The organism is Stagnihabitans lacustris (assembly GCF_025950525.1).
Classification (GTDB): domain Bacteria; phylum Pseudomonadota; class Alphaproteobacteria; order Rhodobacterales; family Rhodobacteraceae; genus Stagnihabitans.
The window spans coordinates 326,142-339,739 of the sequence record NZ_JAPDGS010000003.1 but is presented as its reverse complement, the minus strand read 5'-3'; the positions used below and the strand labels follow the sequence as shown (position 1 = coordinate 339,739).

Sequence of the window (13,598 nt, the reverse complement as noted above, 5' to 3'; positions counted from 1 at the left end):
CTAAACCTCCTTGGACTGGCCGGGCACTGGCCCGGGGTTCTTGTCATGCCGGAAGATCATGGTTGCGGCCTCTTGGTGCAGCTTTCCGCTGCCGGGGCGAAAGATCCACAGGACCATCGCCACAAAGAAGGCCATCAACCCGACCACGGCCCAGCTGCGCGCGAATTCGGCGAGAAGATCGTAGGTCATCATTCCCCCCTTACCGGCTTGCCACGGGCGTGAAGGTCGAGAAGTCGACCATCGTGCCCAGGACTTGCAGATAGGCCACCAGAGCATCCATCTCGGTCAGCTCGGGCGCGCCGTCGAAATTGGCGACCGTGACCTTGCCGTAACGCTCCAGCAGGCCGGTGGTGTCGGCATCCGGATTGGCCTGAGCCGCGAAGTCTTCCTTGGCTGCGGCCATGTCCTCTTCGGTATAGGGCACGCCCACCAGCTGATTGGCCCACATGGAGTCCGTGATGTATTCCGCCGTGATCGGGCTGGTCGCCAGATAGGAATACTTCGGCATGATGGATTCCGGCACGACAGCTTGCGGATTGCTCAGGTGATCCACGTGCCAGGTGTCGGAATATTTGCCCCCCACCCGGGCCAGGTCGGGCCCGGTGCGCTTCGATCCCCATTGGAACGGGTGGTCATATTTCGACTCTGCCGCCAGCGAGTAATGGCCGTAACGTTCGACCTCGTCGCGCATCGGGCGGATCATCTGGCTGTGGCAGACATAGCAGCCCTCGCGGACATAGATCTGCCGGCCAGCAAGCTCCAGCGGGGTATAGGGCCGCACGCCCTCGACCTCTTCGATGGTGTTCTGCAGGTAAAAGAGCGGAACGATTTCCACCAGGCCGCCGATGGTGACGACCAGGAAGGACAGCACCAAAAGCAGCGTTGCGTTGCGTTCGATCAGCCCGTGTTTGTCAAGAATTCCCATGTCCTGGCCCTTTCATTCGGCCGGGATGGCGGCGACAAGGCTCGGCGCCTTGGCAGGCTGCGCCCGCACCGTCATCCACAGGTTATAGACCATGATCAGCGCGCCGGTCAGGAACATCGCTCCGCCCAGGCCCCGCACCACATTCATCGCGAACTTGGCGGAAACCGTGTCGGCAAAGGCGTTGACCAGATAGCCGTTGGCGTCGACTTCACGCCACATCAGGCCCTCCATGATCCCGGACACCCACATCGAGGCGGCGTAAAGCACGATCCCGATGGTGGCCAACCAGAAGTGCCACGAGACCAGCTTCAGGCTATACAGCCCCTGGCGGTTCCACAGCCGCGGCGTCAGGAAATACAGGACCGAGAAGGTGATCATCCCGTTCCAGCCCAAGGCGCCAGAATGGACATGGCCGATGGTCCAGTCGGTATAGTGGCTGAGCGAGTTGACGGCCTTGATCGACATGACCGGGCCTTCAAAGGTCGACATGCCGTAAAAGCCGATGGCGATGACCATCATCCGGACGACCGGATCGGTGCGCAGCTTGTCCCAGGCACCCGACAGCGTCATCAGCCCGTTGATCATGCCACCCCAGGACGGCATCCACAGGATGACCGAAAACACCATGCCAAGGGTCGAGGCCCATTCGGGCAGCGCGGTATAGTGCAGGTGGTGGGGGCCGGCCCAGATATACAGGAAGATCAGCGCCCAGAAGTGGATGATCGACAGCTTATACGAAAAGACCGGGCGTTCGACTTGCTTCGGCACGAAGTAATACATCATGCCCAGGAAGCCCGCGGTCAAAAAGAAGCCCACGGCGTTGTGGCCATACCACCATTGCACCATGGCATCCTGGACGCCGGAATAGACCGGAACCGAGATCGACGACAGGATCGACACCGGGATGGCCGCGTTGTTGACGATATGCAGCATGGCCACCGTGACGATCATCGACAGGTAGAACCAGTTGGCCACATAGATATGGGGCTCGCGCCGCATCACCAGGGTGCCGACAAAGACGGCCAGGAATGCCACCCAGACCACGGCGATCCAGATGTCGATATACCAGACGGTCTCGGCGTATTCCTTGCCCTGCGTGCCGCCAAGGATATAGCTGGAGGCGGCCAGGACCACCATCAACTGCCAGCCCCAGAAGACGAACCAAGCCAGGTTGCCGCCCCAAAGCCGCGCGGCCGAGGTGCGCTGCACCACGTAAAACGCCGACATGATCAGCGCATTGCCACCAAAGGCAAAGATCACCGCCGAGGTGTGCAAGGGCCGCAGCCGGCCAAAGTTCAGGATGCCTTCGGTGATGGCGCCCAGGTTCAGGCTGGGAAATGCCAGCTGAAAGGCGATGATCACGCCCACAAGGAAGCCCACCACGCCCCAGAAGGCGGTGGCGATAACGCCGGCGCGAACCACGCCGTCGTTGTATTCGTTCATATTCGTCTTGGCTTTGACCTCTCCCATACCGCGCAACACCACGATGAAGGTGATCGCCGCGGCGAGCATCACTTCGATGGCATTGACCATATAGGGAAGATCATGTGCGTAATTGGCGGCCAGAGCGGCGAGGAACCCCACCGCCGCCAGCACGATCAATTTGGCGTAATCCCACATTTTCTTGTCCCTTCGTCCCTTGACCCGATTCCCTGCGGCGGCAGCGTGCCCCCCGGGGGACGGGTTTCTGACCCGCCAGACTTCGCAGTCGCAGCGCGATTTTACCTTGATCCATGTCAACCGGGGGTGCGGGCCTTCATGATCCGCATCAAGGCGGCGGCCGACCCCACACGCGATAGTTGCACATCGTCTCCCGCCTGTGGGAGGAAAAATGGAGGTTCGCATGGGCTTTAAATCCATCCTGACCGTTGTGACTGACCCCGCGACGGCAGAAGCTTCGGTGACGGCGGCGGCGCGGTTGGCCCTTGGCTGTGACGCGCATCTGGATGTGCTGGCTTTGGGGGTCGATCAGGCGCAGTTGGGTTACAGCTATATCGGCGCCGGAGCCGTCCTGTCGGAATATGCGCTGGAAGAGGCCGAGACCGAGGCACGGGCGGCCGCGCGGGCGGCCGAGGCAGCGCTTGGCGAGATGGACCCCGCCCTGCGCTGGGGTCTGGACACCGCCGTGGCCGAGATGGGCGGGCTGACCGCCGTCATCGGCAATGCGGCGAGTTTCGTGGATGTCGTGGTGCAGGCGCGGCCCTATGGCTCGGGCCAAAGCTACCGGGCCGAAGCCGCGGTCGAGGCGGCTTTGTTCGAGGGGCGCTCTCCGGTGCTGATCGTGCCTGTGGGGATTGCGGGCAATGCCGCGATGCTGGCCAGCCTTGCGGCGCCAAAGCGGGTGTTGCTGGCGTGGAATCAGTCCTCCGAGGCGCTGGCCGCCGCCAAGGCCGCCCTGCCCCTGCTGAAACTGGCCGAGTTGGTCGATGTGACAGTGGTTGACCCACCCGCGCGCGGACCAGAGCGGTCGGACCCGGGCGGCCTGCTGTGTCAATATCTGGTGCGGCACGGGATCAAGGCCCAGGTCTCGGTCCTGGCCAAGACCCTGCCCAAAGTGTCAGAGGTCCTGGCGCGCCATGCCCGCGACGAGGGCTGCGACATGATGGTGATGGGCGCCTATGGCCATTCCCGCCTGCGCGAAGCGGTGCTGGGCGGCGCCACGCGGGCCGTGCTGGAAAGCGCGGAAATCCCGGTCCTGATGGCGCATTGATCGCCTTGGACCCTGAGGGTGCGGCGGGGAGAAAAGCCCCTCCGCACCTTTTTTCATTGGCCCCAGAGGGCCTTGCCCCCTTAGAACGCCTTGAAGGTCATCGTGGTCAGGGTGCGCACGATGCCGGGGATGTCGAACAGGCGTTGCGCCAGATAATGGCCGACATCGGCATCATCGGGGATATAGACCTTGGCGATCAGGTCATATTCGCCAGAGGTCGAGTAAAGCTCGGAGACCACCTCGCGGTCATAGATCGCATCGGCCACCGCATAGGTCTGGCCGGGGGTGCAGCGGAACTGGACGAATACGCAGGTCATGACGGGCTCCTGTTGACGCCGCTGGGGGTTTTCCACCCCCAGACCCCCGAGAGATATTTGAGCCAGTATGAAAGCGAAAGGGGTTACTCTTCGCTTTCGAGGCTCAGCGGCGCGGGGCGAGCGATGAGGTCGGCGATGCCCAGCGGGGATTTCGGCAGGGCCAGGCGGTTGCGGACCACCCAATGGAGGCGGCTTTCCGCGCGGGTGATGGCGACATAAGCTAGGCGCTTCCACAGGGGGATGCCGGCCTCGGTTCGTCCGGCCTGGGCTGCGGCGAAAAGGTCGGGGGCAAAGACCTGCACGTCGCTCCACTGGCTGCCTTGCGCCTTGTGGATCGTCACCGCCGCGCCGTGCAGAAAGGCCGCGCCCATCGTGGCGGCCGAGGGGATGAAGGGCTCTTCCTCGTCCGGTTTTTCGATCTTGATGATGCTTGCGGCCGAGACCTGGGGTTCCTCGGCGCCGACGACGTGAAGTTTGGCGAACCCCGGCTTGTTGCCCGGGGCAAGGTAGATGACCTGCGCGCCTTTGATCAGGCCGCGGGCCTCCAGGTCGATGCGTTTTTTCCGGTGTTTCAGCGGCAGTTCGATGCCGTCGCAGATCAGCGGCTCGCCGGGCAAAAGTTCATCTTCGGGCGCACCATGGGCGGCGCGAAAGGCTTGGATCAGCTTGATTCGCGTGACATTGCGCCAGACCAGAACGGGGGACCGCGCCATAAGGTCACTGGACACACGCTCGGCCCATTGCACGCGGTCATCGCGGCGGGCGGCGTCGCGGATCATGTCCTCGAAGGCGTCAAAGGTCAGGCGGTCATCGGCGAGGGCATGGGCCAGGTCCAGGATCGGATTGTCCTGCGTTTGCCGATGGATGCGCGACAGGGTCAGCTTGCGCGTGTCGCCCAGCTTGTCGAAAACCATGCCGTTCGATTGCACCGGGGCCAGCTGCGCCGGGTCGCCGAACAGGACCAAGGTCGGGAAAATCTCGCGCAGATCGTCGAACTGGCGTTCGTCCAGCATCGAGGATTCGTCGATGAAACCGACGTCCAGCGGCTCTTCGCGCCGCTTCCAGCCCTTGATGAAATCGCTGCCCCGCAGGCCCGCCGCGGCAAGGGCGCCCGGGATCGACGGCATGGTCTGGTAAAAGGCATGGGCGCGGTCGAGCGCCAGATCGGTCAGCTCTTCGGCCTTGGGGCGCGGCAGGTTGCCCGCCAGCCATTCGGCAATCGCCTCGTATTGCGGGTCATAGAGCGGCGTATACAGGATGCGGTGGATCGTGGTCGCAGGCACCCCGCGCAAGCGCAGCACCGAGGCCGCCTTGTTCGTCGGCGCCAGAACCGCCAGCGACCGGCGGTCCTTTTTCTTGCGGCTTTCATAGTCGCCCGAGACGATTTCGACGCCCGCTTCGCGCAGGTCCTTGTAAAGGCTGGCCAAAAGCATGGTCTTGCCCGACCCCGCCTTGCCCATCACCGCCAGGACAGAGGTCCGCCCCTCTGGCATCTCGCCAAGGCCGCCATGGTCCAGGTCGATGCCAGAGGCCATGAGTTCGGCCGCGACGCGGTCATGCGCCTCGGCCTGGTCGTCAGAGAAGGTGATCGCGGGCAGATTCATCAGGCCGCGACCCTAATGCTTTGTCACGTCAGAGGCCAGCCCGCCCCTAATGCAATTGCTCGGGCCCGGGTCGCCTGTCGGCGGGCTTGTCGTCGCGGGCCTCGATCTCGGCCTTGGCAGTGGCCAGCGCCTCTTCGGCCTTATGTGCCAAGGCGGGCATGTCATTCGCGGCCGCAAATGATTTCAAGTCTCGCAAGACGTCGAATATCCATTCCAAACCCATATGCTCCCCGGGCTTATTGTTTCCCATGTCGCAACAATCCACTTGATCCTGTCAGCTTGCAACGCCAGTTCAACATGGATTTGGTTAATTTTCCGTCGGGAAAATGCAAAACCCGCCCCTGAAATCCAGGGGCGGGCGGATTTTTTCCGAAAATTCAACGCGACTGGCTGGCCTCGACCGTGTCTTCAAAGGTGCGCAGACCAGAGCGCGGGGATTGCACCAGAACGGCCATGTTGCCGGGTTTGTGGACGTTTTTCAGCATCTTCATATGCGCGGCAGGGATATCGGCCCAGGCAAAGACCTCGGACAGGCAGGGGTCAAGACGACGTTCGATCATCAGCTGATTGGCGGCGCTGGCCTGTTTCAGATTGGCGAAATGGCTGCCCTGCACGCGCTTTTGGTGCATCCACAGATAGCGGGCGTCCATCGTCAGGTTATAGCCCGTGGTCCCAGCGCAGATCACCACCATCCCGCCGCGCTTCACCAGGAAAACCGAGACCGGAAAGGTCTGCTCGCCCGGATGTTCGAAGATCATGTCGACATTGTTGCCCTTGCCGGTGATGTCCCAGATCGCCTTGCCGAATTTGCGGACCTCGTTGAACCACTCTTTATACTCGGGCGTGTTCACGGTGGGCATCTGACCCCAGCAGTTGAAGTCCCGCCGGTTGATCACGCCTTTCGCACCCAGCGACATGACGAAATCGCGCTTGTCCTCGTCGGAAATCACGCCGATCGCATTGCCGCCCGCGGTGTTGATCAGCTGCACCGCATAGGACCCAAGCCCCCCCGAAGCGCCCCAGACCAGCACATTCTGACCCGGCCGCAACTCATGCGGTTTATGGCCGAACAGCATCCGGTAGGCGGTGGCGAGCGTCAGGGTATAGCAGGCGCTCTCCTCCCAGCTCAGGTGACGCGGGCGGCGCATCAGCTGTTGCGCCTGAACCCGGGTGAACTGCGCAAAACTGCCGTCCGGCGTCTCATAGCCCCAGATCCGCTGCGAGGGCGAAAACATCGGATCGCCGCCGTTGCACTCTTCGTCGTCGCCATCGTCCTGGTTGCAATGGATGACGACCTCGTCGCCGACCTTCCAGCGTTTGACCTTGTCTCCCACCGCCCAGACGATGCCCGCGGCGTCGCTGCCCGCGATGTGATAGGGCGCACCATGGCCGTCAAAGGGCGAAATCGGCGTGCCCAGGGCCGCCCAGACGCCGTTGTAGTTGACCCCCGCCGCCATGACCATGACGAGGACTTCGTTGCTGTCGATCCGCGGCGTTTCGACCACCTCGACCTGCATCGCCGTATCGGGATTGCCGTGCCGTTCACGCCGGATGGCCCAAGCATACATCTGTGCGGGCACATGACCCAGCGGCGGCATCTCGCCCAGGGCATAAAGGTCTTTCACCGGCGCATCATAGGCCCGCGGGATTTGCGCATCGAGTGCCATAGGCTGCCTCCCAGATCATGCCGCGCCGCAGAATCGCGGGGCGTTGACGTCTGGGATATAAAGTTGCGCGCACGATTGCAACCAAAAGCCGCGCAACTTTGTAATTTTATTTCTGCCGCGCCGCAGCGATCAGTTGACCTCGACCGTCGAGACCGCGCAAACGTCGATGCCGCTTTCGACCACCGAGGACCCGTCGGTGAAGACCGCAAGGAAGTCGAAGGAGCAATAGCCCGACCCGTCCTCAAAGTTGATGTCGACCGAAGAGCCCGAGGCCAGGACGTCGGAGCCCAGGATGTCTTCCTGCCAGGACGAGGTTCCGGCATTCGACCCATAGAACTCGCGGATCGTCTTGCCGGAATTGTTCACGACGAGGACATGTTTGTTATAGCTGGAAGAGGAGGAGGTTTCCTCGACGCAGGCGGTCAGCGACAGGGCCGCGATACCCGCGAAAAGGATGGCTTTGATGGTCATGGCTTATCCCTCATTGAAATGTCCGGTTAACCCGGTGCGGGCAGGCTAGGCAGCGCGGGGCCCGGGATCAATCTGCCTTTTCGCCAAGGATGACAGTTTCGTGATCCTGTTGCAGGGAAGCGGCGTAATACGCCAGGACCGCGGATTTTTCGGGAACCGGGGTCAGGCCACGGATCAGGCCGCGGCTTTGCAGGATGGCCAGGGCCTCGGTCACGGTGGCCTCCATCCCCTGCGGCGCAAGGCGGATTTCGCGGCCCTGGGCCTCTAGCGTCGCTAGCCGGGCGCGGCAGGCCGCCACCAGCGCCGCGCGGTCCGGCGCAGGCAGGCAGGCGGCGACCAAAGGCACGGGCAGGACGGGGATGGCCTGGGCGATCTCGGCCATCAGCCGGGCGCCAAGCGCCTGGGGCGAGGGGTCGACGCCCTGACGAAAGGCCCGCAGCGACACGGGCCGGCCAAAGGCCGCGGCGGCGGTGCCCAGGCTCCAGACCCCCGGAAAGATCAGCCGCCGCACCCCGATCAGCATATAGGACAGCGCCCGCAGCGGCCCAACACGGAAACGGCGACTGCCAGAGGTCGCGGCCTCGGTCAGGATCTGGTCCTCCAGCACGCGGTCATAGGACAGGCCGACGGGGACGAAAACCACGTCGCGCGGGGTCTCGGCCTGCATCAGCCAGGTCACAAGGCCCAGACGAGGCCGCGCCAGCCTGCCATCCAGCGACAACCCACCCTCGGGGAAAATCGCCTGGGTGTTGCCCTCTTCGGTGGCCATCTGGACGTAACGCGCTAGGACCTTGCGATACAAAGCCCGAGAGTTCCCGCGCCGGATGAAATAGGCCCCCATGGCGCGGATAAACCGTGAAAACGGCCAGACCCGCGCCCATTCCCCCACCGCATAGGAAATCGAGGCCTGACCTGACACCAGCCAGGTCAGCAGAACGTAATCCATGTTCGACCGGTGGTTCATGACGAAAACCACCGTGGCCTGAGGGTCGATGCGGGCCAGCACCTCTTCGACCCGGCCAAACCGCACCCGATACAGCTTTTTCGTCAGCCAGCGCGCCACCCGGATCGAAACGCCGAAATACAGCGTCGCCGAAAAGCCCGGCACGATCTCACGCGCATAGGCGCGGGCCTCTTGAAAGACGACCTGCGGCGGGGTCCCGGTTTCGGCCGCCTGTTCGGTGACGGCCTGCAGGACGACCGGGTCATAGGCCAGCCGTGCAATCCGGTCCTGCCGCTTGGCCAGTTTCAGCACGTCGATCGGCCGGGCAAGCCTTTGGTTCAGCCGGGCGATCCCGGCCTCGATCCTGCGGCGAAAGAACCAGCGGACCGAGGGGAACAGGAAGTTCGACGCAAAAGAGGTCGCCGCAAAGGCGAGGATCAACAGCAAAAGCCAAAGGGGCAGCGTAATCGGCTGGGTCATGCCCCCTGATGGCACGGGCGGCGGAAGGGCGCAAATTCTGATGCTGCAATGCGGCGATTGACAGGGGTGGAATATTTCTGGCAAGAACTACGCAGCGCAACAAAATTGCGCAGCAGAATCGAGGCCGTGATGAAAGACCAACCCTGGCTGATCCGCACCTATGCCGGCCACTCGACCGCCGCGGCGTCCAATCTGCTGTATCGCGGCAACCTGTCGCGCGGGCAGACCGGGCTTTCGGTGGCCTTCGACCTGCCCACGCAGACCGGCTATGACGCCGATCATGTGCTGGCGCGGGGCGAGGTCGGCAAGGTTGGCGTGCCGATCAGCCATCTGGGCGACATGCGGGCGCTGTTCGACGGGATTCCCTTGGGGCAGATGAACACCTCGATGACGATCAACGCCACGGCGCCCTGGCTGTTGGCGCTGTATGTGGCGGTGGCCGAAGAGCAGGGGGCCGATGTCAGCAGCCTTCAGGGCACGGTGCAAAACGACCTGATCAAGGAATACCTGTCGCGCGGGACCTATATTTCGCCGCCCAAGGCCAGCTTGCGGATGACGACCGACATCGCCGCCTGGACAGCCCGGGCGATGCCGAAATGGAACCCGATGAACGTCTGTTCCTATCACCTGCAAGAGGCCGGGGCGACGCCGGAACAGGAACTGGCCTATGCCCTGGCCACCGCCATCGCCGTGCTGGACGACCTGCGCGCCAAGGTGCCGGCAGAGGATTTCCCGGCCATGGTTGGGCGGATTTCCTTCTTTGTGAACGCCGGCATCCGCTTTGTCACCGAAATCGCCAAGATGCGGGCCTTCGTGGCCCTTTGGGACCAGCTTTGCCTTGACCGCTATGGCATCACCGAGGAACGCCACCGCCGGTTCCGCTATGGGGTTCAGGTGAACTCTTTGGGCCTGACCGAGCAGCAGCCGGAAAACAACGTCGCCCGGATTTTGATCGAGATGCTGGCCGTGACGCTGTCCAAGGGCGCCCGTGCCCGCGCCGTGCAGCTTCCGGCCTGGAACGAGGCTTTGGGTCTGCCGCGCCCCTGGGATCAGCAATGGTCGCTGCGGATGCAGCAGATCTTGGCCCATGAAAGCGACCTGTTGGACTATGGCGACCTGTTTGACGGCAATCCGGTGATGGAGGCCAAGGTGGCCGAGTTGATGGCGCAGGCCCGCGCCGAACTGGCGCAGATCGAGGCCATGGGCGGCGCGGTCGCGGCCATTCCGCATATGAAGGCGCGGCTGGTGGAATCCAACGCCCTGCGCCTGGCGCGGATCGAAAGCGGTGAACAGATCGTCGTGGGGGTGAACCGCTGGGCCGAGGGGGAACCCTCGCCCCTGACCACCGGCGCCGCGGTGCTGGAGGCCGACCCCAAGGCCGAGGCCGATCAAATCGCAAGGCTGCATGACTGGCGCGCGACCCGCGATGGCGTGGCGGTGAACCGGGCGCTGATGGCCCTGCGTCAGGCGGCGATCAGCGGCGAAAACATCATGCCGCCCTCGATTGCGGCCGCCAAGGCCGGGGTGACGACCGGGGAATGGGGCGCGGCGATCCGCGCGGCCTTTGGCGAATATCGCGGGCCGACGGGTGTGTCGCTGGCGCCCTCGAACCGGACCGAGGGGTTGGAGCCGATCCGCGCCCGGGTCGATGCAGTCTCGGCCCGGCTGGGGCGGCGGTTCAAGCTGATGCTGGGCAAGCCGGGGCTGGACGGCCATTCCAACGGCGCCGAGCAGATCACCGCCCGCGCCCGCGATTGCGGCATGGCGATCCATTACGACGGCATCCGCCAGACCCCCGCCGAGATCGTGGCAGGCGTGATCGCGCAGGCGCCGGATGTGCTGGGGCTGTCGATCCTGTCGGGGTCACATCTGGCCCTGGTGGCCGATGTCATGACGCTTTTGGCAGAGCGCGGCCTGTCGGTGCCCGTCGTGGTCGGCGGCATCATCCCACAGGACGACGCGGCGGCCCTGCGTCAGATGGGCGTGGCGGGCGTCTACACGCCCAAGGATTTCGACCTGAACCGGATCATGGGCGACATCCTGGACCTGACGCCCGGGGCCATGGCGGCGGAGTGATCAGCCCAGGGTCTCGGGCAAGGAGAACCCGCGCAGCAGGTCCAGCACCGAGGCGGGCTTTTTGCCCTCGCGCTGCGCCTGGACGATCTGCACCGCGCCCGTCCCACAGGCGATGACCCCGCCCCCCAGATGCGCGCCGGGCGCCCCCTGCCCCTGTGCAAGCCGCGCGCGCAAAAGCTTGACCCGCTCGTCCCCCGCCAGGCACCAGGCGCCCGGAAAGGGCGAGAGGCCGCGGATCAGGCGGTCAACCTGCTCTGCCGGGCGGGTCCAGTCGATCCGCGCCTCGGATTTGTCGATCTTGGCGGCATAGGTCTCGCCTTGGGCCTGGGGGGTGGCGGGGGGCATGGTGTCCAGCGCCTCAAGGATCATCTGCGCGCCCAAATCGGACAGGCGGTCGTGCAGGTCGGCGGTGGTTTCCTCGGCCCCGATGGGGATGGCACGGCGCAGGCGGACGGGGCCCGTGTCCAACCCCGCCTCCATCTGCATGATGCAAATGCCGGTTTCCGCATCGCCCGCCATGATCGCGCGGTGAATGGGCGCCGCCCCCCGCCAGCGCGGCAGAAGGCTGGCGTGGATGTTCAGACAGCCCAAGCGCGGCGCATCCAGGATCACCTGCGGCAGGATCAGCCCATAGGCCACGACGACGGCGATATCGGCGCCAAGGGCCTGAAACGCGGCCACCGCCTCGGGCGTCTTGAAGTTGACCGGGTGGCGGACGGGAAGGCCCAAGGCCTCTGCCGCCTGCTGCACCGGACTTGGCCGGTCCGCCTTGCCGCGCCCCGCGGGCCGGGGGGGCTGGGAATAGACGGCGACAACCTCATGACGCGCGGTCAAGGCCCGCAAGACGGGGACCGAAAAGTCCGGCGTGCCCATGAAGACGACCTTCATCCGCGTTTCGCCAGCTTTTGCGCCTTGGTGATCAGCATGTTGCGCTTCAACGGGGAGAGGTGGTCAAAGAACAGCTTGCCGTTCAGGTGGTCGATCTGATGCTGCACCGAGGTCGCCCAAAGCAGGACGAAATCCCGCTCTTCGGTTGCCCCTTCGGCGTTCAGAAACCGCACCGTCACCGCACGGGGCCGGCTGATCCGCGCCGACACGCCGGGCAGGTTCGGGCTGGCCTCTTCGTGGTCGCGCATCTGGCCCGAGGCGTGAAGAACCTCTGGGTTGGCCATCAGCACGGCCTGACCGCGTTCCGTGCTGCAATCCACCACGGCCAGCCGCAGCGAATGGCCGATCTGCGGCGCGGCCAGGCCATAGCCGGGCATCGCCTCCATCGTATCGACCATGTCGCGCCAGATCGCGCGGATTTCGTCGGTGATCGCGGGCACCGGGGCGGCCACGGCTTTCAACACCGGATGGGGAAAGGGCAGGCAAGTGCGGATCATGTGGGGGCCCGGTTCAAGGTGACGATGCCGTTCAGGTGGTCAATCTCGTGCTGGGCGCAGATGGCGCGGAACCCGGTCAGCTTTTGCGCCGCAATCGCGCCATCCGGCATGGTCCAGCGCAGGATGATGGCCTGCGACCGCGTCACGGTGACGTCCTGACCGGGGATCGACAGACAGCCTTCGGTGGACGGCTGCGTCTCGGGCGAGGACCAAAGCACTTCCGGGTTCAGGAAGATTTCCGGCGTTTTCTCACCGGTCTTCCAACTGGAATCCATGACGAAAACCCGGGCGAGGACCCCCACCTGAGGCGCGGCCAGACCGCGGCCATAGGCGGCATACATGGTCTGAAGCATATCCTCGGCCAGGCTGAGGGCGGCGGCATCCACCGGCACCGCGCCGCAGACCTGCGACAACACCGGATCGGGCCAAAGGCGCAGGGGAAGGATCACGAGCGCGCCCGTTCTCGTTTCAGCTTTTCCATCTTGCGGGTGATCAGCTGGCGCTTCATCATCCCCAAGTAATCTATGAACAATTTGCCGTTCAAGTGGTCGATCTCATGCTGGACGCAAGTCGCCCAAAGGCCCTCGAAGGTCTCTTCCCGCGCGGCGCCTGTTTCGTCCATCCAAGCCACCGTGACCGAGGCCGGGCGGCTGACATCGGCATATTGGTCGGGGATCGACAGGCAGCCTTCCTCATAGGTCGAAACCTCGGAAGAGGACCAAATGACCTGCGGATTGAACATGATGACAGAGCGCGGGACCTCGGGCGCCTTCATGCAATCCATCACGATCAGCCGTTTGCTGACCGCGATTTGCGGCGCGGCCAGGCCGATGCCCGGGGCCTCATACATCGTCTCCAGCATGTCGCGGGCGAGGCGCGACATTTCCTCGGTGACTTGCGTCACCGGGTCGGAAACCTTCTTGAGGCGCGGGTCGGGGTGGATCAGAATGGAGCGGATCATGCGCCAAGGGTTTAGTATCTGGACCGGGGTCGCGCAAGGGCGATGGCGGGGCGGGATGG

The 13,598-nt window shown here is 64.2% G+C and carries 14 protein-coding genes; 2 read left to right on the top strand and 12 right to left on the bottom strand.

Annotated elements, in window-relative coordinates; translation table 11 throughout:
- From NX862_RS10115 to ccoN, 3 genes are read right to left on the bottom strand one after another with little or no spacing between them, the layout of a single operon-like run.
- Entirely contained in the window at positions 1 to 189 is a 189-nt protein-coding gene (locus tag NX862_RS10115; RefSeq protein WP_264493785.1) for a cbb3-type cytochrome c oxidase subunit 3, read from the bottom strand.
- Between the two features lie 10 nt (positions 190 to 199).
- Positions 200 to 925 carry a cytochrome-c oxidase, cbb3-type subunit II gene (gene ccoO / locus NX862_RS10110; protein ID WP_264493784.1) on the bottom strand — a complete coding sequence of 242 codons (726 nt, stop codon included), beginning with the start codon at positions 923 to 925 and terminating at the stop codon, positions 200 to 202.
- A gap of 12 nt (positions 926 to 937) precedes the next feature.
- Positions 938 to 2,545 (bottom strand): cytochrome-c oxidase, cbb3-type subunit I, encoded by a 1,608-nt coding sequence (gene ccoN / locus NX862_RS10105; protein ID WP_264493783.1) that lies wholly within the window; start codon positions 2,543 to 2,545, stop codon positions 938 to 940.
- A 223-nt stretch (positions 2,546 to 2,768) separates the two neighbouring features.
- On the opposite strand from ccoN, the gene NX862_RS10100 reads away from it, so the two are divergent.
- Complete coding sequence (locus NX862_RS10100) at positions 2,769 to 3,635, top strand: universal stress protein (RefSeq protein WP_264493782.1); 867 nt, start codon at positions 2,769 to 2,771, stop codon at positions 3,633 to 3,635.
- A gap of 80 nt (positions 3,636 to 3,715) precedes the next feature.
- Here NX862_RS10100 and NX862_RS10095 read toward each other — a convergent pair whose 3' ends face one another.
- From NX862_RS10095 to NX862_RS10075, 5 genes are all read right to left on the bottom strand, one after another.
- Entirely contained in the window at positions 3,716 to 3,952 is a 237-nt protein-coding gene (locus tag NX862_RS10095) for an Lrp/AsnC ligand binding domain-containing protein (RefSeq protein ID WP_264493781.1), read from the bottom strand.
- An 83-nt stretch (positions 3,953 to 4,035) separates the two neighbouring features.
- Positions 4,036 to 5,556: an ATP-dependent DNA helicase gene (locus NX862_RS10090; RefSeq protein WP_264493780.1), complete on the bottom strand. Its 1,521-nt coding sequence runs from the start codon at positions 5,554 to 5,556 to the stop codon at positions 4,036 to 4,038.
- A 377-nt stretch (positions 5,557 to 5,933) separates the two neighbouring features.
- Positions 5,934 to 7,223, bottom strand: a complete 1,290-nt coding sequence (gene ccrA / locus NX862_RS10085; RefSeq protein WP_264493779.1) for a crotonyl-CoA carboxylase/reductase — start codon at positions 7,221 to 7,223, stop codon at positions 5,934 to 5,936.
- A gap of 129 nt (positions 7,224 to 7,352) precedes the next feature.
- Positions 7,353 to 7,694 (bottom strand): hypothetical protein, encoded by a 342-nt coding sequence (locus NX862_RS10080; protein WP_264493778.1) that lies wholly within the window; start codon positions 7,692 to 7,694, stop codon positions 7,353 to 7,355.
- A 67-nt stretch (positions 7,695 to 7,761) separates the two neighbouring features.
- Positions 7,762 to 9,117 carry a 1-acyl-sn-glycerol-3-phosphate acyltransferase gene (locus tag NX862_RS10075; RefSeq protein ID WP_264493777.1) on the bottom strand — a complete coding sequence of 452 codons (1,356 nt, stop codon included), beginning with the start codon at positions 9,115 to 9,117 and terminating at the stop codon, positions 7,762 to 7,764.
- A 129-nt stretch (positions 9,118 to 9,246) separates the two neighbouring features.
- On the opposite strand from NX862_RS10075, the gene NX862_RS10070 reads away from it, so the two are divergent.
- Positions 9,247 to 11,193 carry a methylmalonyl-CoA mutase family protein gene (locus tag NX862_RS10070; protein WP_264493776.1) on the top strand — a complete coding sequence of 649 codons (1,947 nt, stop codon included), beginning with the start codon at positions 9,247 to 9,249 and terminating at the stop codon, positions 11,191 to 11,193.
- Here NX862_RS10070 and fmt read toward each other — a convergent pair whose 3' ends face one another.
- From fmt to def (NX862_RS10050), 4 genes are read right to left on the bottom strand one after another with little or no spacing between them, the layout of a single operon-like run.
- On the bottom strand, positions 11,194 to 12,081 hold the full coding sequence (gene fmt, locus NX862_RS10065; protein WP_264493775.1) for a methionyl-tRNA formyltransferase: 888 nt from the start codon (positions 12,079 to 12,081) through the stop codon (positions 11,194 to 11,196). It lies immediately after the preceding gene.
- The gene (gene def, locus NX862_RS10060) at positions 12,078 to 12,578 is read right to left on the bottom strand and encodes a peptide deformylase (protein WP_264493774.1); all 501 of its coding nucleotides are present in this window, start codon (positions 12,576 to 12,578) and stop codon (positions 12,078 to 12,080) included. Before def (NX862_RS10060) ends, fmt begins: the two co-directional genes overlap by 4 nt.
- Positions 12,575 to 13,027: a peptide deformylase gene (gene def, locus NX862_RS10055; protein ID WP_319800869.1), complete on the bottom strand. Its 453-nt coding sequence runs from the start codon at positions 13,025 to 13,027 to the stop codon at positions 12,575 to 12,577. Before def (NX862_RS10055) ends, def (NX862_RS10060) begins: the two co-directional genes overlap by 4 nt.
- Complete coding sequence (gene def / locus NX862_RS10050; RefSeq protein WP_264493773.1) at positions 13,024 to 13,539, bottom strand: peptide deformylase; 516 nt, start codon at positions 13,537 to 13,539, stop codon at positions 13,024 to 13,026. Before def (NX862_RS10050) ends, def (NX862_RS10055) begins: the two co-directional genes overlap by 4 nt.
- Between the last annotated feature and the right edge of the window lie 59 nt (positions 13,540 to 13,598).

Excerpts from the sequence above, each read along its gene's own strand:
- NX862_RS10115 (WP_264493785.1), bottom strand. The coding sequence starts at position 189 with ATGACCTACGATCTTCTCGCCGAATTCGCGCGCAGCTGGGCCGTGGTC.
- ccoO (WP_264493784.1), bottom strand. The coding sequence starts at position 925 with ATGGGAATTCTTGACAAACACGGGCTGATCGAACGCAACGCAACGCTG.
- ccoN (WP_264493783.1), bottom strand. The coding sequence starts at position 2,545 with ATGTGGGATTACGCCAAATTGATCGTGCTGGCGGCGGTGGGGTTCCTC.
- NX862_RS10100 (WP_264493782.1), top strand. The coding sequence starts at position 2,769 with ATGGGCTTTAAATCCATCCTGACCGTTGTGACTGACCCCGCGACGGCA.
- NX862_RS10095 (WP_264493781.1), bottom strand. The coding sequence starts at position 3,952 with ATGACCTGCGTATTCGTCCAGTTCCGCTGCACCCCCGGCCAGACCTAT.
- NX862_RS10090 (WP_264493780.1), bottom strand. The coding sequence starts at position 5,556 with ATGAATCTGCCCGCGATCACCTTCTCTGACGACCAGGCCGAGGCGCAT.
- ccrA (WP_264493779.1), bottom strand. The coding sequence starts at position 7,223 with ATGGCACTCGATGCGCAAATCCCGCGGGCCTATGATGCGCCGGTGAAA.
- NX862_RS10080 (WP_264493778.1), bottom strand. The coding sequence starts at position 7,694 with ATGACCATCAAAGCCATCCTTTTCGCGGGTATCGCGGCCCTGTCGCTG.
- NX862_RS10075 (WP_264493777.1), bottom strand. The coding sequence starts at position 9,117 with ATGACCCAGCCGATTACGCTGCCCCTTTGGCTTTTGCTGTTGATCCTC.
- NX862_RS10070 (WP_264493776.1), top strand. The coding sequence starts at position 9,247 with ATGAAAGACCAACCCTGGCTGATCCGCACCTATGCCGGCCACTCGACC.
- fmt (WP_264493775.1), bottom strand. The coding sequence starts at position 12,081 with ATGAAGGTCGTCTTCATGGGCACGCCGGACTTTTCGGTCCCCGTCTTG.
- def (WP_264493774.1), bottom strand. The coding sequence starts at position 12,578 with ATGATCCGCACTTGCCTGCCCTTTCCCCATCCGGTGTTGAAAGCCGTG.
- def (WP_264493773.1), bottom strand. The coding sequence starts at position 13,539 with ATGATCCGCTCCATTCTGATCCACCCCGACCCGCGCCTCAAGAAGGTT.